Origin of the sequence: Albimonas donghaensis (assembly GCF_900106695.1) — a bacterium.
Taxonomy (GTDB): domain Bacteria; phylum Pseudomonadota; class Alphaproteobacteria; order Rhodobacterales; family Rhodobacteraceae; genus Albimonas; species Albimonas donghaensis.
Window position 1 is genome coordinate 301,708 of the sequence record NZ_FNMZ01000002.1, and the last position, 24,055, is coordinate 325,762.

The window sequence follows — 24,055 nt, forward strand, 5'->3', positions numbered from 1 at the left end:
CCTTCGACGGGCGGGCGCGGAGGACGGGCCGGGCGCGCAGGCGGAACAGGCGGAGATCAGACAACCTGGAAACCCTGCGCATAGGGGTCCCGGTCGTCGATGAAGATGGTGTTGAGCCCGGTCAGCCGCGCCCAGCCGGCGACCGAGGGGATGATGGCGGGCCGCCCCGCCACTTCCGCCGCCGCCTCGACGCGTCCGTCGAAGACCGAACCGATGATGCTTTCATGCGCGAAGGCGTCGCCGGGCGCGAGCCGCCCCTGCGCCGCCCATTGCGCCATGCGCGCCGAAGTGCCGGTCCCGCAGGGGCTGCGGTCGATGGCCTTGTCGCCGTAGAACACCGCGTTGCGCGCCGCGGCCCCCGCCGCCGTCGGCGCGCCGGTCCACATGACATGGCTCAGGCCCCGGATCTCCGGCGCTTCGGGATGGGCGAAGTCATGGGCCGCGTTCAGCGCGGCGCGCAGGGGGCCGGACATGGCCACCAGCTCCCCGGCGGTGAAGTCGGCCATGTCCCGGAAATTCGCCTGCGCGTCGACGATGGCGTAGAAGTTGCCCCCATAGGCCACGTCCACCCGCAGCCGGCCGAGCGTCGGGTGATCGACCTCCACCCCCTCGGCCGCGAGGAAGGCGGGGACGTTGGTCAGCCGCACTTCCTCGACCAGGCCCGCCGCCTCGCGGTAGCGCACGACCACCACCCCGGCGGGGGTGTCGAGCCGCAGCACGCCGGGCTCGCGCGGGGTGACCAGCCCATGCTCCAGCGCCATGGTCACCGTGCCGATGGTCCCGTGGCCGCACATGGGCAGGCAACCCGAGGTCTCGATATAGAGCACCGCCACGTCGCAATCGGGGCGCGTCGGCGGATAGAGGATGGCGCCCGACATCATGTCGTGGCCGCGCGGCTCGAACATCAGGCCGCGGCGGATCCAGTCATGGTTCGCCAGGAAATCGGCGCGCTTGGCCAGCATGGTGGCGCCGGTCAGGTTCGGCCCGCCGCCGGCCACCAGGCGCACCGGGTTCCCGCAGGTATGGCCGTCGAGGCAGAAGAACGTGTGGCGGGCCATGGCGTCCCCTTCAGGCGAAACGCGAAAGCGAGAAGGGCGCGAGGTCCAGCGCCGGCGGACGGCCGAGCGCAAGGTCCGCGATCAGCCGCGCCGTGCCCGAGGACTGGGTGAGCCCCAGATGCCCGTGCCCGAAGGCGTAGAGCACCCGCGGCGCGCCGGCGACCGCGCCGATGGCGGGGATCGAGTCCGGCATCGACGGCCGGAATCCCATCCACTGCGTGCCGCCCCCGGTCTCCAGCCCCGGCAGGAAGCGCCTGGCCTTGGCCAGCATCGTCTCCGCGCGCCGGAAATCCGGGGCGCGCTTCAGCCCCGCCAGCTCCACCGCGCCGCCGACCCGGATGCCCGAGCTCAGGCGCGAGACCACGAAGCCATGCGTGGGAAAGGTGATGTGCCGGCGCAGGTCGAAGGCGCCGGGGGGAAGGGTGGTGTTGTAGCCGCGCTCCGTCTCCAACGGGGCCTTTTCGCCCAACGGCTCGATCAGCGGCTTCGACCAGGCCCCGGCCGCGATCAGGGCGTGGCCCGCGGTCACGGTCCCGCCCTCGCGCAGGCGCACGGTCACGGTCTCGCCCTCGGGGATCACGGCGGCGGCCTCGCCCTTGCGGACCTCCGCGCCCCGTCCCATCGCGGCGGTGGCGAGCGCGCGCACATAGTCGAACGGGTCCGACACCGCCCGCCAGCCCGGCGAGAACGCGCCCTGCGCGAAGTCGGGGGCGAGGCCGGGCTGCAGTTCCTCGATGGCGTCGCGGTCGAGGATCCGATGCGCGATCCCGTGGGCGCGGCGGGCCTCCCGGACCGGGTGGGCGGCCTCGAACTCGGCGCGGGTCTCGTAAAGGTCCAGCGCCCCGTCGGCGCGGATCATGTGGGCGAGGTCCGCGGCCTCGACCAGCGAGGCGCTCTCGGCGGAGGCGAGCCGCATCATGCCGGCCTGGGTGGCGAGGCCCTGCGCATAGGTCCTGGGATTGGCGGCGCGGAAAAAGCGCCAGAGCCAGGGCGCGATGGCCGGCAGATAGGCGGGGGGCAGCGACAGCGGGCCCAGCGGATCGGCCAGCCAGCGCGGCGCCTGGCGCAGGGCGCCGGGGGAGGCCAGCGGCTCGATATCGTCGAAGGCCAGCGCGCCGGCATTGCCGAAGCTCGCGCCCCGGCCGACGCCGTCGCGCTCAATCAGCGTGACGCGCAGCCCGGCCTCCTGCAGGCGGAAGGCCGCCGACACGCCGATGACTCCGGCCCCGATGATGGCGACGTCCGTGTCCATCCGTTACCCTCTTCCAGGCGGTCCGGATCGGTCGTCGATCCGGCCCCGCCGCGTCCGGCGGGAGTTGTGCACCAGGCGGCGCGGCGCGTCGAGAGGCCCCCGGCCCGCCGGAACCCGGCGCTCAGAACCCCGCGATCAGCGCCGGCGCCCCGTCGGTCAGTCCCGGCGCCAGCGCGCCCGCCGCGACCACCGCCGCCATCGCGCCCAGGGCGGCGAGCGCCGCGACGGGACGGCGGCCGGCGACCAGCGGCCCGGCCTGGGCGGCGATCAGGACGAGGGCGGCGAAGCCCGCCGCCTCCCCGCCCCCGGCCCGGACCAGCGGCGCGAAGATCGCCACGCAGATCACCGCCGCGGCGGCCCGTCCGACCGCGAGCGACAGCGCCGCCGCCAGGGCGAGGCCCAGCGCCGCCGGCCCGCCGACCGGCGCCGCCACGGCTTCCGCCAGCCCGCCGCCGCCGCCCGCGACGAAGACCCCGGCGAAGAACAGCGCGGCGCAGAGCGTCAGCAGCAGCACGGACGTGGCCTGCGCCGCCTCGATCAGCGGCGCCGCCGGGGCCTGCGCTCGGCCGCGCCACAGGGTCAGCCCCACGGCGGCGAGCGCGCCCAGCGCCCCCGTCTCGGCCGGCGCCGCGAGGCCGGACAGGAGCAGCGCCAGCGTCCCGCCCCAGATCGCCGTCCAGGGCCAGTCGACCCGCCCGCCGCCGACGCCGCCCCCGCCGCTCACCCGCGCGACGACGAGAAGGGCCAGCGCGAGGATCGCGACCGGAGCCGCCAGCGCGGCGACCAGCGCGGGCGTCCCGGCCCCGACCCCGGCCGAACCGGAGGCCGAGGCGACCACGACCGTCAACGCCATCGGCGGGGCCGCCGCGCGCAGGGCCCCGACCGGGCCGGCCGCCGGCGCCGTCCGCGCCATCAGCGCGCCCATCAACGCGAAAGGCGCCGCGGCGGTCAGCGCGTAGGCGGAGGCCGAGGTCTCCACCGCGCGATGGGTGAGCTGCACGAAATTGTCGCCGAAGACCGCGGCGGCCCCCAGCGCGGCGATGACCAGCAGCGCCTGGACGACCGGCACGCCGATCGCGGCCGCGGCCAGCAGCGCGAGCGGCATCAGCGGGGCGGCGAGTTCGCTCATGCGCCGGCGCCTTCGGATTCGGCGCCGGGCGCGCGCTCCGGCGGCGCGTCGGGGGCGTTCAGGATGCGGCGCAGCCCGTCGGCCCCGACCTGCGCCGCCATCAGCGTCAGCGCCGCGGCGATCAGCGCCTGCGACGGCCACAGCAGCGGCGCCCAGGCGGAGATGCGGTCCACCGCGCCTTCCTGGAACGCGATGAGCGCGCGGCTCCAGCCGAACAGCCCCGCCGCCCCGACCAGGGGCGCGAACAGGAAGACCTCGAAGATCCCGCGCGCGATCCGGCGCAGGCGGGCGGGCGACCACGCGGGCAGGCCGCGGGCGCGGGCGAAGCGGTCGTCCCGCGCGGCGCGGCCGAGCCCCAGCAGGAACACCGCGCCCGCCCCCATCCAGACCAGGTCGAAGCCCCAGGCGGTCCCCCGCCCCGTCGCGAGGCGCATCGCCGCTTCCTCGACCAGAAGGCAGACCAGCGCGGCCAGCGCCAGCGCCCCCGCCCAGGAACTCAGGCGAGAGGCCGCGTCGACGGCGCGCAGCAGCGGGCGGAGCAGGCGCATCAGGCGATGGATCATCAGGCGGAGCGGTCCTTGATCGGGATCGGGCGAGGCTTCGCCCGGGAAACGGCGGCGATGATGCGGCGCCCGGCCCGCCGGCGAAAGCGTCGAGCCGCCCTCGCCCCCGCGCGCGTCGTCGCGGGCGGGGGCGAGGGGGGAGCGCGGGGGGGGGCGGGGAGGAAGCGATCCGGACGCGGACGGCTCAGGGCCCGACCGCCTCGCCGCCGAACTCGGCGCCCGCGGCGCGCAGCGCCTCCCACAGGTCCAGCGCGCGGGACCGGCTGACGGCGATCTCCCAGCGGGTTTCGCCCAGGCGGGCCAGCGACAGGGCGTGGCGGTTCCAGCGGGTGAGGATCGACGCGCCCTCCGGAAAGGCCTCCGCATCCAGCCGCGCCCCGGTTCCGGCGGCGAGCAGGGCGGCGGCGGCCGGGCCCTCCAGCCCGATGCGGACCCAGGCGCCGGACATGTCCACCCGCGCGGCGCCCGCAGGCGTCTCCGCCAGCCCGCCGAAGACCAGCCACCGCCCCGGCCCCGCGAAACGCACCGGGCAGGGGAGGGCGGAGGCGGCGAGCGGGGCCTCGCCCTCGCGCCCCGGCGCGGCGAAGACCTGGACGACCGCGCCCTCGGGTTCCACGGTCAGGCGCAGGCCCGCCGCGCCCGGCGCGCCGAACCGCCCGGTCCCGGCCCCGGCCAGCGCCGGCGTCGGGGCGAGGGCGGCGGGCGGCGGCAGGGGCGGCCCGGCCTCCGCCGCCGGGGCGCGCAGGCGGGCGCCCTCGGGGTCGAGGAACACCGGCGACACGATGCGCGCCGGCGTCGAGGTCCCGGCCAGTCCATCCCAGGCCACGACCTCCTCCCCGATCCGCCCGGCTCCGCCCTTGACCAGCGCCAGCGCCGCCGCGTGGCCCAGCGCGGGCGAGACCGTCGCGGAGGTCACATGCCCCTGATCGGCGGCGAGCGAGGGCGCCTCGCCCGGGTTCAGCACATGGGCGCCGGCCCGGATCTCCGCCCCCGCGTCCAGCGGAACCAGCCCGCAGAGCGTCAGCCGGTCCGCCGCCGCCAGCCCCGGCCGCGCCAGCCCGGCGCGGCCGATGAAATCCGGCTTCTCCCGCCGCGCCATGCGGCCGAGCCCCAGATCCGCGGCGGTCACCGTGCCGTTGATCTCGGCATGGGTGACGTGCCCCTTCTCGATGCGCAGCATGGCCAGCGCCTCGGCCCCGTAGGGGGTCAGGCCGCCGGGCCCCGCGGCCTCCATCAGCGCGTCCGCCGTCGCCGGGCCCCAGGCGGCGGGCACGCCGAGCTCATAGGCCCGCTCCCCGGAATAGGACAGCCGGTAGAGCCGCGCGGGGACCCGCCCGCCGAACAGCGTCGTCTCGGCGACGGCCATGTAGGGGAAAGCCGCGTCCGAGACGTCCGCGTCGACGATCCGCCCGAGGATCTCGCGCGCGCGCGGCCCCGCCACCGCCATCTGCGCCCACTGGTCGGTGACCGAGGTCATGCGCACGTCCAGGCCGGGCCACAGCACCTGCGCGCAGAATTCCATATGCGCCAGCGCCGGGCCGGCCATCGCGGTGGTGGTGGTCACGAAGAACCGGTCGGGGGCGAGCCGCGCCACGGTCCCGTCGTCCAGCACCATGCCGTCCTCGCGCAGCATCAATGCGTAGCGGGCGCGGCCGACGCGGATCGAGGCGATGCCGTTGCAGTAGACCCGGTCGAGGAAGGCGGCGGCGTCGGCGCCGGTCACCTCGATCTTGCCCAGGGTGGACACGTCGCAGAGCCCGGCGGAGGCGCGGACGGCCCGCGCCTCCCGCGTCGCGCTCTCGCGCCAATGGGTCTCGCCTTGCGCGGGGAACCAGGCGGGGCGCAGCCATTGGCCGGTCTCCACGAAGACGGCGCCGCGGGCCTCGGCCCAGGCGTGAAGCGGCGTGCGGCGCACGGGCTGGAAATGCGCGCCGCGATGCGGGCCGGCGAGCGCGCCGAGGCTGACCGGCGCGAAGGGGGGCCGCATCGTGGTCAGGGCCGCCTCGCCGGGGGCGAGGCCGCGCAGATGTGCCAGCGCCAGCGCCGCGTTGACGCCAGAGCACCGGCCCTGGTCGGTGGCCATGCCGGCGGTGGTGTAGCGCTTGGCGAGTTCGGGGTCGCCATAGCCCTCGGCCTCGGCGCGGGCGAGGTCGGCCAGCGTCACGTCGTTCTGGAAGTCCACGAAAGTCTTCGCGCGACCGGCCTTGCCGGAGGCGCGGAAGGGGAGGAGGGGCGCGGGCGGAGCGCAGTCCTCCGGCGCCGGGGGGAAGGCGGGCTCGGCCCGCAGCCCGAGACGGGAGAGCGCGGCGACCGCCGCCGCGGCGCCGTCGCCGAGACAGGCGTCCACCCCCGACAGCCCCCGCGCCGCGCCGGCGGGGGTCAGGCCCGGGGTCTCGGGGGCGAGGAAGGCGCCGCGCTCCGCCGACCAGAAAGGCCGCGCGCCGCGCTGGCAGGCGAGCTGGATCAGCGGGCTCCAGCCCCCCGACATGGCGAGCGCGTCGGCCTCGATGCGCCGGCCGTCGACGCGCATTCCCCGGACCCGCCCCCGGCCCAGCGCCGCGAGGCCGGGAGGGGCGGCGGGGTCGAGCGTCACAACCTCCGCCACCTCCACCCCCGCCGCCTCCAGGTCGCGGGCGAGCGCATGGCCCGAGGGGCCGTTGGTCGCCACCGCCACCCGCGCCCCCGGCGCGACCGCGTGCCGGTTGAGATGCCGACGCATCGCCCCCGCCAGCGCCACGCCGGGCAGGTCGTTGCCCGGCATCATCAAGGGGCGTTCGTCGGCGCCGGCGCAGAGCAGCGCCTCGCGCGCCGCGATCCGCCACAGACGCTCGGCCGGCTGGTGGGGGTCGGGCGCGGCGCGGCGTTTCCCGACCGTCTCCAGCACGCCGAAGACGTTGTCGTCATACCATCCGAAGACGGTGGCGCGGGGCAGCACGGTCAGGTTCGGCCCGGCGGCGGCGAGCATCCCGGCGGGGTCGGGCCCGTCGCCGGGACGCAGGTCGAGCAGCCCGCCGCCCGGCGTCTCGCCCTCGTCCGCCAGGATCACCTGCGCGCCAGCGGCGGCGGCGGTCAGCGCGGCGGCGAGCCCCGCGGGCCCGGCCCCGATCACCAGCAGGTCGCAATGCGCCCAGCGCTTGGCGTAGGCGTCCGGGTCCGGCGCGGTCCCGGCCCGCCCCAGCCCGGCGGCGCGGCGGATCAGCGGCTCGTAGACCTTCTCCCAGAACGGCGCGGGCCACATGAAGGTCTTGTAGTAGAACCCCGCGCCGAGCAGCGGCGCGAACAGCCCCGCGGCGGCCCCGAGGTCGAGGCGAAGCGAGGGGAAACGGTTCTGGCTCTCCGCCACGAGGCCCTCGGACAGCATCAGGGTGGTGGCGCGGACATTGGGCTCGCGCCGCCCGCCGGTTCCGACGGTGACCAGCGCATTGGGCTCGGCCGAACCGGCGGTGAGCGGGCCGCGGGGACGGTGATACTTGAAGGACCGGCCCTGCACCCCCACCCCCGCGGCCAGCAGGGCGGAGGCGAGGGTGTCGCCCTCGAACCCCTCGAAGCCGCGCCCGTCGAAGGTGAAGCGCAGCGGGCGGGCGCGGTCGATGCGGCCGCCGGAGGGGAGGCGGAAGGCGGTCATTCCCGGCCCTCCCGCGCCGCCGACCGCGCGGCCGCCTGCACGTCGGTCACCGAAAACACCTCATGCGTGGCGGTGTCCCGCGCCACCACCAGCCAGCGGCCGCAACCGCCCTCGTGGCGCCAGTGCTCGCGATGCGGACCCCGCGGGTTTTCACGGGCATGGAGATAGGCGAGCCACGCCTCGGGCGCCGCGTCCGGGGCGGGGCGGAGGGGGGCGGCGTCGCCGCGCACCGAAAACTCCTCGCGCGGGCGGGGGCCGCAATGGGGGCAGGCGATCAGGCTGGCCATGGCCCGCGCCCCCTCAGTGCAGGTTGGGGAAGGGGCCGGCCCCCTTCTCGTCCAGCGCCGCGCCGCGGTCGAAGCGGTCCAGCCGGAATTGCGTCGCGACCGCGTGGGGCGCGCCGGTGGCGATCAGATGCGCGAAGCACAGGCCCGAGGCCGGGGTCGCCTTGAACCCGCCATAGCACCAGCCGGCGTTGAGATAGAGGTTCGCCAGCGCCCGGTCGATGATCGGCGAGCCGTCCATGGACATGTCCATAACGCCCCCCCAGCCGCGCAGCAGCTTGACGCGCGACAGCCCCGGCATCATCGCCACGCCCGCCTCCACCACGTGTTCCACCGTCGCCAGCCCGCCGCGCTGGGCGTAGCTGTTCCAGCCGTCGATATCGCCGCCGAAGACCAGCCCGCCCTTGTCGGACTGGCTGACGTAGAAATGCCCGGCGCCGAACGTGATCACGTTGGGGATCAGCGGCTTCAGCCCCTCGGAGACGAAGGCCTGCAGGACATGGGTCTCGATCGGCAGGCGGATCCCCGCCATCTCCGCGCTGCGCGAGGAATGCCCGGCGGTGGCGAGCGCGAGGCGGTCGCAGAGGATGTCTCCGCGGGTGGTCTCGACCCCCGTCACCCGGTCGCCGTCGCGGCGGATGGCGGTGACTTCGCAATGAGGGATGATGTCGACGCCCAGCGCCGAGGCCGCCCGCGCGTAGCCCCAGGCCACCGCGTCATGGCGCACGGTGCCGCCGCGAGGCTGGACCAGCGCGCCGCGGACCGGGAAGCGGGCGTTGTCGAAATCGAGGAAGGGCAGCCGGGCGCGCACTTGCGCCACGTCCCACATCTCGGCGTCGACCCCGTGCATCCGCATGGCGTTGCCCCGCCTGCGGAACGCGTCGCGCTGCCCGTCGGTGTGCCAGAGGTTCGCCACCCCGCGCTGCGAGACCATGGCGTTGAAATTCAGGTCCCGCTCCAGCCGCTCCCACAGTCGCAGGGAGAGTTCGTAGAACGGATTGTTCCCCTCCAGCAGGTAGTTGGAGCGGATGATGGTGGTGTTCCGCCCGACATTGCCGGAGCCGATATAGCCCTTCTCCAGCACCGCGACATTGGTGATCCCGTAGGTCGCCGCGAGGGTCCAGGCGGTGGCGAGCCCGTGCCCGCCGCCGCCCACGATCACCACGTCATAGGCGGGTTTCGGCGCGGGGGAGCGCCAGGCCGGGACCCGGGGCGCGAGGCCGAGCGCATCGGCGACGAGGGACAGCGCGGAATAGCGCATGGGGCGGGCTCCGGGCGGGCGGGATCCGACTTGGGACGCCGGGCCAGTCTGGCGGGAGCGCGCGGCGGAGGCTTGCCTGAATGGGGCGAGTTCCGTCATGTGAAGGTCATGGAGCCCCTCTCCCCCGCCCCCGGCGTCCAGACCATCGGCTTCGTGCTGATCCCCGGTTTCGCGCTGATGTCCTACGCCGCGGCCTGCGAACCGCTGCGCGCCGCCAACATCGCCGCGGGGCGCGAGATCTACCGCGCCGCAGCCTTCGGGCCGGGGGTGTCGGGGCCGGGGACCATCGCCGCGTCCAACGGCGCGCTGATCCCCGCCGCCCCCCTGCCCGCCCGCGGCGCGGGGCTGTCCGCGCTGCTGGTCTGCGCCGGGGGCTCGCCCGCCGACTGGGGGTTCCCGACCGTCCACGCCTGCCTGCGCGCGCAGGCGCGCGACGGCGTGCGGCTGGGCGGCATCTCCGGCGGGGCCTGGCTGCTGGCCGCCGCGGGCCTGCTGCGCGACCGGGCCTTCACCCTGCACTGGGAGCACGCCGCGGCGCTGGTCGAGGCCTTCCCCGACCTCTCCCCCACGCAAGCCCGCTACGTGATCGACCGGGACCGCATCACCTGCGGCGGCGGGGTGGCGCCGCTGGACCTGATGCACGCCCTGATCGGGGAACGGATGGGACCGGCCTTCGCGCGCCGGGTGTCGGACTGGTTCCTGCATGCGGAGGTCTCCGCCCCCGCCGCGCCGCAACGCGGGGGCCTCGCGGAACGGTGGGGGGTGAACCATCCGGGTCTGCTCGCCGCGCTGGAAAAGCTGGAGGCGACGCCGGACGGCCCCGTCCCCCGCGCGGCGCTGGCCCGGCTGGCGGGGGTCGGACCGCGGCAGCTGGACCGGCTGTTCCGCGACCATCTCGGGGCCACGCCGGGGGAGACGCATCGCCGCCTGCGGCTCGCCCATGCCCGCCGCCTGCTGGCGCAGAGCCCGCTGTCCATCGCCGAGATCGCCCAGGCCGCCGGCTTCGCCTCGGCCAGCCATTTCGCCCGCGCGCACCGGGCCGAATACGGGTCCGCCCCGCGTGACGCCCGCGCAGCAGCCCTTGCGTCAGGGGAAATATCCGGTAGCGAGGGGAAAACGACTTCCGGAGGATGATCCCGCCATGGCCCGCCCCCCCTCCCGCAAACCGCCCGGCCTGACCCAGGACCCCCACGCCCCGCGGGAGCCGCGGGAGAACCGGCTGGAAACCGCCATCGGCCATGAGGTCCGGACGCTGCGCAAGAAGCTCGGCGTGGCGATGTCGGACCTGGCGGCGGCGACGGGGATTTCTCCGGGCATGTTGTCGAAGATCGAGAACGGCAACATCTCGCCCTCGCTGTCCACGCTGCAGGCGCTGGCCCGCGGGCTGGGGGCGCCGCTCACCGCCCTGTTCCGCCGCTATGACGAGCCCCGCGGCGCCATGCATGTGAAGGCCGGCGAGGGCGTGGACGTGGAACGCCGGGGCACGCGCGCGGGCCATCAGTACACGCTGCTGGGCCATGCGGACGGGGCCGCGGCGGGGGTGGTGGTGGAGCCCTACCTGATCACGCTGACCACGGATTCGGACGTGTTCCCCGCCTTCCAGCACGAGGGGATGGAGTTCATCCACATGCTGGAGGGGGAGCTGGGCTATCGCCACGGCGACACGCTCTACGACATGGCGCCGGGCGACAGCCTGTATTTCGAGGCCGACGCCCCGCATGGGCCGGAGGTGCTGGTGCGCCTGCCGGCGCGATACCTGTCGATCATCTGCTACCCGCAGCCGACCGCGGCGCGCTGAGGCCCACCTTCCTCGCGCGGATCGGCGCCCCCCCTGCGACCGCGCATCGCGTTTCCTGACAGGAAAACTGGTTTCTTCTCGATTGCGCCCGCCGGGCGCCGCCGCTACCGTCCCCGCATTCGCATCTGGAGGATCGCGGCATGTGCGGAATCGTCGGACTGTTCCTGAAGGACCGGGCGCTGGAGCCGCGCCTCGGCGCGCTCCTGTCCGACATGCTGGTCACCATGACCGACCGCGGCCCGGACAGCGCCGGCATCGCCGTCTACGGCGCCCCCCGGCCCGGCCGCGCCCGGATCACCGTGCAATCCTCCGCCCCCGACACCGACTTTCCCGCGCTGGCGGAGGCGCTGGCCCGCTTCGACGCCGAGGTCGCCGCCAAAAGCACCCATGCGGTGATCTCGCTCGACGCGCCCCGCCTGGCGGAGGTCCGCGCGGCGGCCGAGGCGGTGGGCGCCATCCGCGTCATGAGCGCGGGAGAGGCGGTGGAGATCTTCAAGGAGGTCGGCCTGCCCGCGCAGGTCGTCGACCGTTTCGGGATCCGCGCCATGGCGGGCTCGCATGGCGTGGGCCATACCCGCATGGCCACCGAAAGCGCGGTGACGACGCTGGGCGCGCACCCGTTCTCCACCGGGCCGGACCAGTGCCTGGTGCATAACGGGTCGCTGTCCAACCACAACAACCTGCGCCGCGAGATGCTGCGCGAGGGCGTGCGGTTCGAAACCGAGAACGATTCCGAGGTCGCCGCGGCCTACCTGACCGCCCGCATGGCCGCGGGCCGCAGCCTGGGCGAGGCGCTGGACGACGCGCTGACCGGGCTCGACGGGTTCTATACTTTCGTGGTCGGCGCCAAGTCCGGCTTCGGCGTGCTGCGCGACCCGATCGCCTGCAAACCCGCGGTGCTGGCCGAGACCGATCAATGGGTCGCCTTCGGTTCCGAATACCGCGCGCTGGCCGGGCTGCCGGGGATCGAGACCGCGCGGGTCTGGGAGCCCGAGCCCGCCACCGTCTATTTCTGGGAGCGTTGAGATGCCGGTCTTCGACCTCGCCGAACAGCCCTTGCGGGCGCTGAACGCCGCGCTGCACGCCTCCGGCGGCGATAACGGGCGGTTCGAGGTGCTGAACCCCCGCGGCGCGCACTCGGTCGCCGTGGGCGTGGAGCACCCCTGCGAGATCGAGGTCATGGGCCCGGTCGGCTACTATTGCGGCGGCATGAACGAGGCCGGGGAGATCACCGTGCGCGGCTCGGCCGGACCGGGGCTGGCCGAGAACATGATGGGCGGCCGGGTGGTGGTGGAGGGCGACGCCTCCCAATACGCGGGCGCCACGGGGCATGGCGGGCTGCTGGTGATCCGCGGGTCGGCCGCCTCGCGCTGCGGGATTTCGCTGAAGGGGCTCGACATCGTGGTCGGCGGCTCCATCGGGCACATGTCGGCCTTCATGGCGCAGTCGGGGCGCATGGTGGTGCTGGGCGATGCCGGCGAGGCGCTGGGGGATTCGATCTACGAGGCCCGGATCTACGTGCGCGGCACGGTCAAGAGCCTCGGGACCGACTGCATCGAAAAGCCGATGCGCGACGAACACCGGGCCGAGGTCGCGGACCTGCTGGAAGCCGCGGGGATCGCGGCCGATCCCGCCGATTTCCGCCGCTACGGCTCCGCGCGGAAACTCTACCATTTCGACGTCGATCACGCCGACGCCTACTGAAAGCCGCTGACATGGACCGGACCCCCCGCACCCATCCCCGCAAGTCGGCGAGCTTCGACGACTACACCCTGTCGGAGATCCGCCGCGCCGCGGCGACCGGCATCTACGACATCCGCGGCGGCGGCGCCAAACGCGCGGTCCCGCATTTCGACGACCTGCTGTTTCTCGGCGCGTCCGTTTCCCGATACCCGCTGGAGGGCTACCGGGAGCGCTGCGCGACCGACGTGGTGCTGGGCGACCGCTTCGCCTCGAAGCCCATCCACCTGAAGATCCCGATCACCATCGCCGGCATGTCCTTCGGAAGCCTGTCGGGTCAGGCGAAGGAGGCGCTGGGCCGCGGCGCCTCGGCCGCCGGCACCTCCACCACCACCGGCGACGGCGGCATGACGGAGGAGGAGCGCGGGCATTCGGACCTGCTGGTCTACCAGTATCTGCCGTCGCGCTACGGGATGAACCCGCGCGACCTGCGCCGCGCCGACGCCATCGAGATCGTCATCGGCCAGGGCGCCAAGCCGGGCGGCGGCGGCATGCTGCTGGGCCAGAAGATCAGCCCGCGGGTGGCCGGGATGCGCGACCTGCCCGAGGGGATCGACCAGCGCTCGGCCTGCCGTCACCCGGACTGGACCGGGCCGGACGACCTGGAGATCAAGATCGGCGAGCTGCGCGAGATCACCGACTGGCGCACGCCGATCTATGTGAAGGTCGGCGGCTCGCGTCCCTATTACGACGTGGCGCTGGCGGTGAAATCCGGCGCGGACGTGGTGGTGCTGGACGGGATGCAGGGCGGCACCGCCGCGACGCAGGAAGTCTTCATCGAACATGTGGGCCTGCCGACGCTGGCCTGCATCCGGCCCGCGGTGCAGGCGCTTCAGGACCTTGGGATGCATCGCAAGGTGCAGCTCGTGGTCTCGGGCGGGATCCGCAACGGGGCGGATGTGGCCAAGGCCCTGGCGCTGGGGGCGGACGCGGTGTCGATCGGCACCGCGGCGCTGGTGGCGCTGGGCGACAACGACCCGCGCTGGGCCGACGACTACGCGGACCTCGGCACGGTGCCGGGCGCCTATGACGACTGGCACGAAGGGCGCGATCCCGCCGGCATCACCACCCAGGACCCCGCGCTCGCCGCCCGGCTGGACCCGGCCGCGGCGGGGCGCAGGCTGGCGAATTACCTCAAGGTCATGACGCTGGAGGCGCAGACCATCGCGCGGGCCTGCGGCAAGTCCCGGCTCTCCAACCTGGAGCCGGAGGACCTCTGCGCCCTGACCCTGGAGGCCGCGGCCATGGCCCGCGTGCCGCTGGCCGGCACCGACTGGATCCCCGGGAGGGGAGGTTTCTGATGGGCCGCGCGCCCGCCCGCTGAACAAGAGACGAGAGGGGACACGACCATGACGCAGGACCTCGCCGCCTGGGCGAAGGCGAACGCCATCCGCTATTTCCTGATCGGCTACACCGACCTGTTCGGCGGGCAGCGCGCGAAGATGGTCCCCGCGCAGGCAATCGCGGACATGCAGGCCGACGGGGCCGGCTTCGCGGGCTTCGCCTCCTGGCTGGACCTGACGCCGGCGCATCCCGACCTCTTCGCCTTTCCCGACGCCGACGCGGCGACGCCGTTGCCGTGGAAGCCCGGCGTCGCCTGGGTTCCCGCCGACGTCCACATGGACGACGCCCCCCTTTCGCAGGTCCCCCGGCAGGCGCTGAAGGCGCAGGTGGCGGCGGCGGCCGAGCTGGGGCTGCGGGTCAAGACCGGGGTGGAGCCGGAGTTCTTCCTGGTCTCCGCCGACGGGTCCGAGATTTCGGACGGGCGGGACGACGCCGAAAAGCCCTGCTACGACCAGCAGGCCCTGATGCGCCGCTTCGACGTGATCTCCGAGATCTGCGACGGGATGCTGGACCTGGGCTGGGGGCCCTACCAGAACGACCACGAGGACGCGAACGGCCAGTTCGAGATGAACTGGGCGTATGACGATGCGCTGGCGACGGCGGACAAGCACTCTTTCTTCAAGTTCATGGCCAAGTCGGTGGCCGAAAAGCACGGGCTGCGCGCCACCTTCATGCCCAAGCCCTTCAAGGGGCTGACCGGAAACGGCTGCCATGTGCATGTGTCGCTGTGGAACCCCGCCGGCACCGCCAACGCCTTCGCCGACGACGCCGATCCGATGGGGCTGTCGGCGCAGGGGCGGTGGTTCCTGGGCGGGATCATGCGCCACGCGACCGCGCTGGCCGCGATCGCCAACCCGGTGGTCAATTCCTACAAGCGGATCAACGCGCCGGTCACGGCTTCGGGCGCCACCTGGGCGCCGAACACCGTCACCTGGACCGGCAACAACCGCACCCACATGGTGCGCGTCCCCGGCCCGGGACGGTTCGAGCTGCGGCTCGCCGACGGCGCCGCCAACCCCTACCTGCTGCAGGCCGCGGTGATCGCCGCCGGGCTCGACGGGCTGCGGACCGAGGCCGATCCGGGCGAGCCGCTGCATATCGACATGTATCGCGACGGCCACACGGTCGAGGGCGCCCCGCGCCTGCCGCTCAACCTGCTCGACGCGCTGCGGGCATTCGAGGCCGACACCGTGCTGACCGAGGCGCTGGGCTCGGAGATCTCGGCCGCCTTCGTGAAGCTCAAGCGGGCCGAGTGGGCGAGCTATGCCGCGAGTTTCTCCCCGTGGGAGCGGGACACGACGCTCGACATCTGAGGGCGCGCGGCCCTAGCCTCCCCTCAGCGAACGAGGGGAGCGAGATGACTGCGAACAGCAAGGACGGAGACCTGCGCGAGCGCGCGCGGCGGGTGATCCCCAACGGGATGTATGGGCATGAGAGCACCGCCCGCCTGCCCGAGGGCTATCCCCAGTTCTTCGCCAGCGGCGAGGGCGCGCGGATCCGGGACGTGGACGGCGCCGAATACATCGACTGGATGTGCGCCTATGGGCCCAACCTGTTGGGCTACGGCCAGCCCGACGTGCTGGCCGCGGTCGAGGCGCAGCAACGGCGCGGCGACACGCTGACCGGGCCGGGCCCGGTGATGGTCGAGCTGGCCGAGGCGATGGTGGACATGGTCTCCCACGCCGACTGGGCGATGTTCTGCAAGAACGGCGGCGACGCGACCTCCATGGCCATGGTCACGGCCCGGGCGCATCGCGGGCGGCGGAAAATCCTGGTGGGGACGGGCGCCTATCACGGGGCCTCGCCTTGGAACACGCCGGTCAAGGTCGGGGTGACGGAGGAGGACCGGGCGCATCTGATCCAGTTCGAGGAAGGCGATCTCGACAGCCTCGCCGACGCCGCGCGACGGGCGGGGGACGACTTCGCGGGGCTGTTCGTGACCCCCTACCGGATGCGCACCTTCATGGACCAGACCGAGCCCGACGCGGAATTCGCCCGCGGCGCGCGGCGCATCTGCGACGAGGCGGGCGCGCTGCTGATCGTGGACGATGTGCGGTCCGGCCTGCGGGTGGCCCGGGATTGCAGTTGGGAGACGGTGGGCGTGCGCCCGGACCTGTCCTGCTGGGGCAAGGTGATCGGCAACGGGCAGCCGATCTCGGCCCTGCTGGGCGCCGACATCGCGCGGGAGGCGGCGGGGAAGATCTTCGTCACCGGCTCGTTCTGGTTCTCCGCCGCCCCGATGGCCGGCGCGCTGGAGACCCTGCGCATCGTGCGCGAGACCGACTGCCTGGAGCGCCTGACCGCGATCGGCGAGGCGCTGCGGGCCGGGCTCGCCGCCCAGTCCGAGGCCTTCGGCTTCGGCCTGCGCCAGACCGGCCCGGCCGCCCTGCCCATGGTGCTGTTCGAGGACGACCCGGATTTCCGGCTCGGCTACGCCTGGTGCGCGGCGGCGTTGCGGGCGGGGGCCTATCTCAGCCCCTACCACAACATGTTCTCCAACGCCGCGATGACGGAGGCCGACGTGACCCGCACGCTGGAAGCCACCGGCGCCGCCTTCGAGGAGCTTCGCCGGACGCGGGAAAGCCTGCTGCCCCCGCCGCAGCTCGCGCCCCGCGCCTAGCGGCGCGCGCTTGCAGGGGGGCGGGCCTAACGGCGCGCGCTTGCCGGGGGCGGGCCTGGCGGGGGCGGGCCTACCGGGGGCGGGCGGAGGAGGCGTAGCGCTCCGACGCCTCGTAATAGTCGTCGAAGCCGATCTTCCGGCGCAGGGTGGCGAAATCCATCAGCCCGTCGCGCGGGGCGTCGTCGCGCAACTGGCCCAACGCCGCGTCCATCGCCTGCATGGCCGCGGCCATGAGGGTCAGCGGATAGGCGGCGATGGCATAGCCGATGTCGCGAAGCTCGGCATGGGACAGCTCCGGGGTCTCGCCGCCCTCGACGATATTCGCCATCTTGGGACCGGGGAGCGCCTCGCAGACCTCGCGCATTTCGGCGGCGGTGCGGGGCGCCTCGACGAAGAGAATGTCGGCGCCCAGCCGGGCGAATTCCTCGGCCCGCCCGATGGCCTCGGCCAGCCCGAGTTCGTGGCGGGCGTCGGTGCGGGCGAGGATCAGGATATCGTCGTCCCCCCGCGCATCCACCGCCGCGCGGATGCGATCGAAGGCCTCGTCCCGTCCCACCACCGCCTTGCCCGGCGTGTGGCCGCAGCGCTTGGGGGCCACCTGGTCCTCGATCATCACCGCCCCGCAGCCGGCCCGCGCGAAGCCCCGCACGGTCCGACGCACGTTCATGGCGTTGCCATAGCCGGTGTCCCCGTCCCCGATCACCGGGATCGAGACCGCGTCGCAGATGTTGCGCGCCTGGTCCGCGACTTCGCCGTAGCTCATCAACCCCAGATCGGGCGCCCCGATCCGCGACGCCGAGGCCGCGAAGCCGGACATGAAGGTCAGCCCGAAGCCCCCCTGCTCGATCATCTTCGCCGACAGCGCGTCGAAACAGCAGGGCATCACGTTCAGGCGGTCGCCGGCCAGGAGGGCGCGCAGGCGGTCGGGGGCGGTCATAAGCGGGCTCACAGTTTGAACGGCAGGTAGAGGGCGAGATCGGGCCAGACATAGAGGATCGCCACGATCAGCAGCATCAGTCCGAGGAAGGGCAGCACCCCGCGCGACACCTCGGACAAGGTGGTTCGTCCCACCGCCTGGATGACGTAGAGGTTCAGCCCCACCGGCGGCGTGATCAGGGCGCATTCCACCATCACCACCATGAAGATGCCGAACCAGATCGGATCGAACCCCATGGCCATGGCGGCGGGCAGCAGCACCGGGGTCATGATCAGCACCATCGAGGTCGCCTCGAACACCAGCCCCATCAGCAGCAGCACCAGCGAGATCACCACGATATAGGCCAGCGGCGTGTGGATGTTCTCCCCGATGAAGACCGAGATGTCCTGCGGCACGCGGTAGAGCGTGATGGCCTTCCCGAAGATATGGGCGCCGCCGATGATCAGCAGGATGGCGGTGGTGGTGACCATGGATTCGAAGGTGGCCTCGCGCAGGCCCTTCCAGGTCAGGGTGCGCAGCACGAAGGCGGTGATGACCAGGGCGGCGGCGAAGCCGATGGCCGCGGCCTCGGTCGGGGTGAAGGCGCCGGAATAGATGCCGCCGATGATCAGCGCCGAAAGCGCGACGCTGGGCGCCGCCCGCAGCGAGGACCGGCGACGCTCGGCCCAGGAGGCCGCGGGCTCGCGCACCTGTCCGCCGAGGAAACGGGCGTGGATCATCGCGTAGACCACGAACAGCACCACCAGCGCGATCCCCGGCCCGATGCCGGCGAGGAACAGCGAGATCACGGATTCCTCGGTGATGAAGCCGTAGACGATCATGGGGATCGACGGCGGGATCAGGATGCCCAGCGTCCCCCCCGCGGCCAGCAGTCCGAAGACGAAGCGGCGGTCATACCCGCGCGAGATCATCTCGGGGATCGCCACCGTGCCGATGGTCGCCGCCGTGGCGACCGAGGATCCGGAGATGGCGGCGAAGATCCCGCAGGACAGGATCGTGGCCACCGCCAGCCCGCCGGGCCAGTGCCCGACCCAGGCGTGGACCGCGGCGAACAGGTCCGCCCCCACGCCGCCCTTGAGCAGCACGTTGGACATCAGCAGGAACAAGGGCACGGCCAGCAGGATGAACCCGTCGAGCGTGGACAGCATCGCCTGCGGCGACATCAGCGGCGAGAACCCGCCGGCCACCAGCAGCCCCAGCCCCAGCGCGCCCAGCGCGAAAGCCACGGGAACCCGCATCAACAGCAGGGTGAACAGGCCGGCGAGGATCAGGACGACGGTCACGTGTGCTCTCCCATGCCGCGGGGCGCGGACCAGTCGGTGCGGAAGGCTTTCGCCATTTCGGCCAGCGCCTGAAGGCTGAGCATGGCGCAGCCCAGGGGCACCGGCGCCTCGACGATCCACATCGGCACGTCGAGCATGGTGCCCGAGGTGCGCCCGCGAATGGCGCTGTCCAGGAAGATCTCCCACCCGTACCAGGCGGTGACCCCGGCGAAGACGGCGACGACGGCCATCGCCGCGGCCTCGGTCCAGGCGCGGACCGCGGGGGGCAGCCGGTCGGCCACCGCGTCCACCGCGATATGCCGGCGCGCGGCCAGCAGCCAGGCCATGGAGAGCAGCGACCCCCAGATCAGGCAGAGCTGGCTGAGCTCCGCCGCCCAGATGGTCGGCTTGACGAACAGATAGCGGGCGCCGACCTCCCAGGTCAGCATGAAGCCGGCGGCGACGAACAGCAGCGCCCCGAGCCAGGCCAGCGCCAGGCGCAGCCGCGCGGCCAGCGCGAAAATCATGGTCATGCGAGGCCTCCCCCCCGAAAAGCCCGGCGCCGCGAGGGGCGCGGCGCCGGGCGATGACGATGTTCGGATGACGATGGTCGACCATCGGCGTTGGCGTTGGCGTCGACCGCCGGGGCCCTCCCAAGCCCCGGCGGCCGGCGGCGTCCCGGCGTCCCGATCAGAGGCCGGAAGCCGCGTCCATCAGCTTCGCGCCGAGATCCCCGGCCTTGGCCGTGAAGGCGTCGTAGACCGGCTGCGAAGCCTCGCGCCAGGCGGCGAGCTCGGCCTCGCTGGGGCGGTAGACGGTCATGCCGTTGGCCTCGGCCGCCTCGTAGGCCTCGGCCTCGATGCCCGCCATGGCGTCGCGGACATGGGCGTCGGCCTTGTCGGCGGCGGCGGTCAGGATGGCGCGCTGCTCATCGGTCAGGCCCTCCCACCACTCGGTGTTGACCACCACGATGAACTCGATGTCGGCATGGTTGGTCACGGTGATGGTGTCCATCACCTCCCACAGGCTGCGCGACTTGACGCCGGAGACGCCGGTCATGCCGATATCCACCGTGCCGCGCTGATAGGCGAGATACTGCTCCGAGCCCGAGATCATCGTCGGCGCGCCGCCGGTGGCCTGCACGAAGTCGCCCAGCGTCTTGCCGAACACGCGGGATTTCTTGCCCACCATGTCCTCGGGCGACTTGATCGGCCCGCCATTGGACAGCAGCACCGCGCCGCCATAGGCCTGCCACCACAGCACCGTGGCGCCGGTGTCCTCGATGGCCTCGTCGATCGGGCCGCGGATCGGGCCGCCCTTGGCGGTGGCCTTCTTCACCTTGTCCTCGGTGTCGAACAGGAACGGCTGGTAGAAGATGTCCACCGCCGGGATATCGCCCACATAGCGCGTCAGCGAGGCGACGCCGGCCTCGATGGCGCCGGAGCCGACGGCCGCGGGGACTTCCTTGTCCTTGTAGAGCTGGGCGCTGTCGTAGATCTCGATCTCGATCGACCCGTCGGAGGTCTTCTCGACCTCCTCCTTGAACAGCGCCAGGTTCTGGCCGAGATGGCTTTTCAGCGGCAGCTGCAACGAGATGCGCATGGTCAGGTCCGCAGCCCATGCGGGGGCGGACCCCATGGACAGGACAAGCGCGACGCCCAGCCCGGCGAATGCGGTTTTCATGGATCGATCCTCCCTGATCGCGGCGGTTTTCCGCCCTTTTGCGCGGCCCACCATAGGCGCCGACCGGGCGGGGTCAACGTCGCGCGCGACATTTTCGCCGCAGGGTCTTGAAACAGGGCGGGCGCGCGGCCGCGCGGCCCTGCGGCAACAAGGTTAAGCGCTGGTTCACGAAGCGACTCAACTCGACGGGCGGGCGTCGCTAGGGTGCGGGGGTTGAGTAGCGTTTCGCGGACCTGAGTTCATGTTCGACACCAAGACCGAAATCATCATCGTCGCCGTTCTGGTCGGCGCCTGGCTGATCGCCTGGGCGTGGAAGATCTGGGGGCCGGCCTCCCGGACCGGACCCGCCCCGCGCGGGGCGCTGCGCCGCGACGACCTCGCCGTGCCGGCCGTGGCGGAGACCGTCTCCGACGTTCCGCTGCGCGTGGGCAGCCGCAAGCCCCGTCAGGCGCCGCCGGCGCTGACCGCGGCGGGCCAGGCGCGGCCGGTGTTCCGGATGATGCGCGGCACGGGCCGGGACCGGGGCTGAACGCCCCGCCTCAGCCCCCTGCGTCCGCAGCCGCCCCCCCCCCGCCATCCTTGGCGCCATCCTCGGCGCCATCCTCACCCGCCGCTTCCGCTTTGCCCTTGGGCTCGGCCAAGGCATGATGGCGCGCGCCTCCGCCGTCCCGGCGGGGGGATGACGGACGAAGGGGAACGACATGGGCGTGATCGCGGTGATCCTGGCGGCGACGGCGGGGTTCGGGTTCGGCGCGCTCTGGTACGGTCTGTTGGTCGGCGGGATCTGGCGGCGAGAGGTCGGCCTGCCCGAAGCCGCCATCGCCGCCCATATGAAAGCCCCCGCCCCCTATGTCGTGGCCTTCGCCGCCGCCCTGCTGACCGCGGGCTTCCTGCGCCATGTCTTCGTCATGGCCGGACTGGCGGGCGCGGGCGCCGGGCTGACGGCGGGCCTCGGCGCGGGCCTGTTCATGGCCGCCCCCTGGCTGGCCTGCAGCTACGCCTTCGCGGCCCGCAACCCGAAGCTCGCCCTGATCGACGGCGCGCACGTGGTCGGGGCCTGCGCCTGCATCGGCCTGACGCTCGGCCTGTTGGGCTGAGACGGCGCCCCCCGGCGCGCCCGGTTCCGCGCGGCGCGGGCGGGCGGGCGCCGCCGGCGCGACCTGGACGCGCCGCTCCCTGCCCCGCACGGAAAAGGCCGCGCGAAAAAGGGCGAGGCCCCGCGGCCCCGCCCCTTTTTCCGGATGCCAAGCCGAGCCGCGGCTCAGCCCTTGTTGAGATCCGCGAAGCTCCTGCCCTCTTCGACCAGCTTCACCAGCAGCGGCGCCGGCTCCCAGAACTTCGGGTCGTCCTTGGCGAACTCCCGGATGTCGTTGAGGATCACGTCCAGCCCCACCGCGTCCGCATGGTGCATCGGCCCGCCCCGCCAGCGCGGATAGCCGTAGCCGAACAGCGACGTCATATCGACGTCCACCGGCCGCAGCGCGATGCCCTCGCCCACCACCTTCGCCGCCTCGTTGGTCATCGCGGCGATGTAGCGGCGCAGGATGTCCTCGCGCGAGAACGGCTTGGCGTTGATGCCGAGCTTGCGCCGCTCGGCCTCGATCATCGCCGGGATCTCGGGATTGGGCGGGCCCGACCGCGCGCCGCCGGCATAGTCGTAGAAGCCCTTCTCGGTCTTCTGGCCCAGCCAGCCGTTCTCGTACATCCGGTCGAGGAAGCCCTCGGAATAGCGCGTCTCCGGATCGCGGGTCGCATCCTTGCCGCGCCGGTTGAAATAGCCGATGTCGAGCCCCGCGAGGTCGCCCATCTGGAACGGCCCCATCGGGTAGCCGAAGGACCGCACCGCCGCGTCGACCTCGTAGGGGTCGGCGCCGTCCTCGACCATCATGTTGGCGGCCTTCATGTAGGCGCCCAGGATGCGGTTGCCGATGAAGCCGTCGCAGACCCCGGCGCGCACCGCGACCTTCTTCATCATCTTCGCAAGCTGGAAGCCCGTCGCCACCACGTCGGGCGCGGTCTTGTCGCCGACCACGACTTCGAGCAGGCGCATGATATGGGCGGGCGAGAAGAAGTGCAGCCCGATCACGTCCTGCGGCCGCTTCGTGCAAGCCGCGATCTCGTCCACGTCGAGATAGGAGGTGTTGGAGGCCAGCACCGCGCCCTCGCGCACGATGGCGTCGATCTTGCCGAAGACCTCCTTCTTCACTTCCATCTTCTCGAAGACGGCCTCGATCACCAGGTCCACATCCGCCAGCGCGTCATAGCTGGCCGAGGTCGAGAACTTCGCCTCCAGCATCCCGTCCAGCGCGGCCTGGGTCATGCGTCCCTTGGCGACCGAGGACGCGTAGTTGCGGCGCAGGTTCTTCTCGCCCCGCGCCACGGCCTCCGCGTTCATCTCGACCATCACCACCGACAGCCCGGCGTTCAGCGCCGCCGCGGCGATGCCCGCGCCCATGGTGCCGCCGCCGATGATCCCCACCGTCTCCAGCTTGCGGGGGGCGACCTTGGCCTCGGGGATCTTGTTGACCGCCCGCTCGCCGAAGAAGGCATGGACCAGCGCCGGGCGCTGCGGGTCGGAATGGGTCTTGGCGGAGACGGCGCGCTCCGCCTCCAGCCCCTCGGCGATGGGGAGCATGCAGGCCGACACCGCCTCGACGCAATAAAGCGGCGAGTTCTGGCCCTTGGCGGTCTTCTTCACCTTCTCGGTCCACTCGGCGAAAAGCTCGGGCGTGGCGTCGGGGACGGGCCGCTCGCCGGTGCGGCGGGGGCCGGCGCCCTCCGCCAGCAGTTCGCGGCAATAGGCGAGCCCGGCGGCGAGCGGATCGCCCGAGTCGTCGAGGCGGTCGATGGCGCCCAGCTCATGCGCCTCCACCGCGGACATGTGACGGCCGGTGGTGATCGCCTCCAGCGCGTTGGCCGCGCCCATCACGCGGGGCGCGCGCTGGGTGCCGCCGGCGCCGGGGATGATGCCGAGATGGACTTCCGGAAGCCCCACCTTCGATTTCTTCTGGGCGATCCGGTAATGGCTCGCCAGCCCCATCTCGAACCCGCCGCCGAGGCTGGTGCCGTGCATCGAGGCCACCACCGGCTTGGTCGCCGCCTCATAGCGGTCGCAGACCTGAGGCAGCAGCGGGTCGGCGCGCACGCCCCCGAATTCCGAGATGTCGGCCCCCGCGAAGAAGGTGCGGCCGTCGCAATGCACCAGGGCGATCTTCGCGGTCGCGTCGGCGTCGAACTTCTCGATGGCGTTCCACAGGCCCAGGCGGTTCTGGTAGCCCAGCGCGTTCACCGGCGGATTGTCGGCGCGGATGATCGCGACGCCATCCTCGGTGACTTCATAGGTCACCACATCGCTCATTTGCTCGGCCATTCCGGGTCTCCTCCCCATATGCGGCGCGCCCCCGCCGCGGGCGCGTTCAGCGCGCCTCGCCCGCGGGGGCCGTTCTGTCGGCCGGCACATTGGCCCCGCCCCGCGGCGGGATCAAGGGCGGCGGCTGAC

General features: G+C 73.1%; 21 protein-coding genes. 9 read left to right on the top strand and 12 right to left on the bottom strand.

Annotated features, from left to right (window positions below; translation table 11 throughout):
- Positions 1-56: 56 nt before the first annotated feature.
- From BLV24_RS07295 to BLV24_RS07325, 7 genes are all read right to left on the bottom strand, one after another.
- Entirely contained in the window at positions 57-1,058 is a 1,002-nt protein-coding gene (locus tag BLV24_RS07295; RefSeq protein WP_092680520.1) for a 4-hydroxyproline epimerase, read from the bottom strand.
- Positions 1,059-1,068: 10 nt separating this feature from the next.
- Complete coding sequence (locus BLV24_RS07300; RefSeq protein WP_092680521.1) at positions 1,069-2,310, bottom strand: NAD(P)/FAD-dependent oxidoreductase; 1,242 nt, start codon at positions 2,308-2,310, stop codon at positions 1,069-1,071.
- 121 nt (positions 2,311-2,431) lie between these two features.
- Entirely contained in the window at positions 2,432-3,439 is a 1,008-nt protein-coding gene (locus BLV24_RS07305) for a hypothetical protein (protein WP_092680522.1), read from the bottom strand.
- Entirely contained in the window at positions 3,436-4,002 is a 567-nt protein-coding gene (locus BLV24_RS07310; RefSeq protein WP_092680523.1) for a TRAP transporter small permease subunit, read from the bottom strand. The genes BLV24_RS07305 and BLV24_RS07310 overlap by 4 nt, the downstream gene beginning before the upstream one ends.
- A 184-nt stretch (positions 4,003-4,186) precedes the next feature.
- Positions 4,187-7,627: a sarcosine oxidase subunit alpha family protein gene (locus BLV24_RS07315; protein WP_092680524.1), complete on the bottom strand. Its 3,441-nt coding sequence runs from the start codon at positions 7,625-7,627 to the stop codon at positions 4,187-4,189.
- Positions 7,624-7,914 carry a sarcosine oxidase subunit delta gene (locus BLV24_RS07320; RefSeq protein WP_092680525.1) on the bottom strand — a complete coding sequence of 97 codons (291 nt, stop codon included), beginning with the start codon at positions 7,912-7,914 and terminating at the stop codon, positions 7,624-7,626. Before BLV24_RS07320 ends, BLV24_RS07315 begins: the two co-directional genes overlap by 4 nt.
- A 13-nt stretch (positions 7,915-7,927) precedes the next feature.
- Positions 7,928-9,172 (bottom strand): sarcosine oxidase subunit beta family protein, encoded by a 1,245-nt coding sequence (locus BLV24_RS07325; RefSeq protein WP_092680526.1) that lies wholly within the window; start codon positions 9,170-9,172, stop codon positions 7,928-7,930.
- A gap of 108 nt (positions 9,173-9,280) precedes the next feature.
- On the opposite strand from BLV24_RS07325, the gene BLV24_RS07330 reads away from it, so the two are divergent.
- The 7 genes from BLV24_RS07330 to BLV24_RS07360 all read left to right on the top strand — a co-directional run bounded on the left by BLV24_RS07330 (position 9,281) and on the right by BLV24_RS07360 (position 16,674).
- Complete coding sequence (locus BLV24_RS07330) at positions 9,281-10,306, top strand: GlxA family transcriptional regulator (RefSeq protein WP_218133367.1); 1,026 nt, start codon at positions 9,281-9,283, stop codon at positions 10,304-10,306.
- 7 nt (positions 10,307-10,313) lie between these two features.
- The gene (locus BLV24_RS07335; protein WP_092680527.1) at positions 10,314-10,970 is read left to right on the top strand and encodes a type II toxin-antitoxin system RelB family anti-toxin; all 657 of its coding nucleotides are present in this window, start codon (positions 10,314-10,316) and stop codon (positions 10,968-10,970) included.
- Positions 10,971-11,110: 140 nt separating this feature from the next.
- Entirely contained in the window at positions 11,111-11,995 is an 885-nt protein-coding gene (locus BLV24_RS07340; RefSeq protein ID WP_092680528.1) for a class II glutamine amidotransferase, read from the top strand.
- A 1-nt stretch (position 11,996) separates the two neighbouring features.
- A complete protein-coding gene (locus BLV24_RS07345; RefSeq protein ID WP_092680529.1) occupies positions 11,997-12,674 on the top strand; it encodes a GltB/FmdC/FwdC-like GXGXG domain-containing protein in 678 nt (225 codons plus the stop codon).
- A gap of 11 nt (positions 12,675-12,685) precedes the next feature.
- Positions 12,686-14,011: an FMN-binding glutamate synthase family protein gene (locus BLV24_RS07350; protein ID WP_092680530.1), complete on the top strand. Its 1,326-nt coding sequence runs from the start codon at positions 12,686-12,688 to the stop codon at positions 14,009-14,011.
- 48 nt (positions 14,012-14,059) lie between these two features.
- The gene (glnT, locus tag BLV24_RS07355) at positions 14,060-15,367 is read left to right on the top strand and encodes a type III glutamate--ammonia ligase (protein WP_092680531.1); all 1,308 of its coding nucleotides are present in this window, start codon (positions 14,060-14,062) and stop codon (positions 15,365-15,367) included.
- A 44-nt stretch (positions 15,368-15,411) separates the two neighbouring features.
- The gene (locus BLV24_RS07360) at positions 15,412-16,674 is read left to right on the top strand and encodes an aminotransferase class III-fold pyridoxal phosphate-dependent enzyme (protein WP_092680532.1); all 1,263 of its coding nucleotides are present in this window, start codon (positions 15,412-15,414) and stop codon (positions 16,672-16,674) included.
- Between the two features lie 70 nt (positions 16,675-16,744).
- Here BLV24_RS07360 and BLV24_RS07365 read toward each other — a convergent pair whose 3' ends face one another.
- From BLV24_RS07365 to BLV24_RS07380, 4 genes are all read right to left on the bottom strand, one after another.
- The gene (locus BLV24_RS07365; RefSeq protein ID WP_092680533.1) at positions 16,745-17,611 is read right to left on the bottom strand and encodes an isocitrate lyase/PEP mutase family protein; all 867 of its coding nucleotides are present in this window, start codon (positions 17,609-17,611) and stop codon (positions 16,745-16,747) included.
- 8 nt (positions 17,612-17,619) lie between these two features.
- Positions 17,620-18,894, bottom strand: a complete 1,275-nt coding sequence (locus BLV24_RS07370) for a TRAP transporter large permease (protein WP_092680534.1) — start codon at positions 18,892-18,894, stop codon at positions 17,620-17,622.
- Positions 18,891-19,406: a TRAP transporter small permease gene (locus tag BLV24_RS07375; RefSeq protein ID WP_245710444.1), complete on the bottom strand. Its 516-nt coding sequence runs from the start codon at positions 19,404-19,406 to the stop codon at positions 18,891-18,893. The genes BLV24_RS07370 and BLV24_RS07375 overlap by 4 nt, the downstream gene beginning before the upstream one ends.
- 157 nt (positions 19,407-19,563) lie before the next feature.
- A complete protein-coding gene (locus BLV24_RS07380) occupies positions 19,564-20,556 on the bottom strand; it encodes a TRAP transporter substrate-binding protein (RefSeq protein WP_092680535.1) in 993 nt (330 codons plus the stop codon).
- Between the two features lie 241 nt (positions 20,557-20,797).
- Here BLV24_RS07380 and BLV24_RS07385 point away from each other — a divergent pair, with 241 nt between their 5' ends.
- Together BLV24_RS07385 and BLV24_RS07390 are read left to right on the top strand one after the other, a co-directional pair.
- Positions 20,798-21,085 (top strand): hypothetical protein, encoded by a 288-nt coding sequence (locus BLV24_RS07385; protein ID WP_092680536.1) that lies wholly within the window; start codon positions 20,798-20,800, stop codon positions 21,083-21,085.
- Between the two features lie 172 nt (positions 21,086-21,257).
- On the top strand, positions 21,258-21,653 hold the full coding sequence (locus BLV24_RS07390; RefSeq protein WP_092680537.1) for a DUF1761 domain-containing protein: 396 nt from the start codon (positions 21,258-21,260) through the stop codon (positions 21,651-21,653).
- 164 nt (positions 21,654-21,817) lie between these two features.
- On the opposite strand, the gene BLV24_RS07395 is transcribed toward BLV24_RS07390, so the two are convergent.
- Complete coding sequence (locus tag BLV24_RS07395) at positions 21,818-23,926, bottom strand: 3-hydroxyacyl-CoA dehydrogenase NAD-binding domain-containing protein (protein WP_092680538.1); 2,109 nt, start codon at positions 23,924-23,926, stop codon at positions 21,818-21,820.
- Positions 23,927-24,055: the final 129 nt, after the last annotated feature.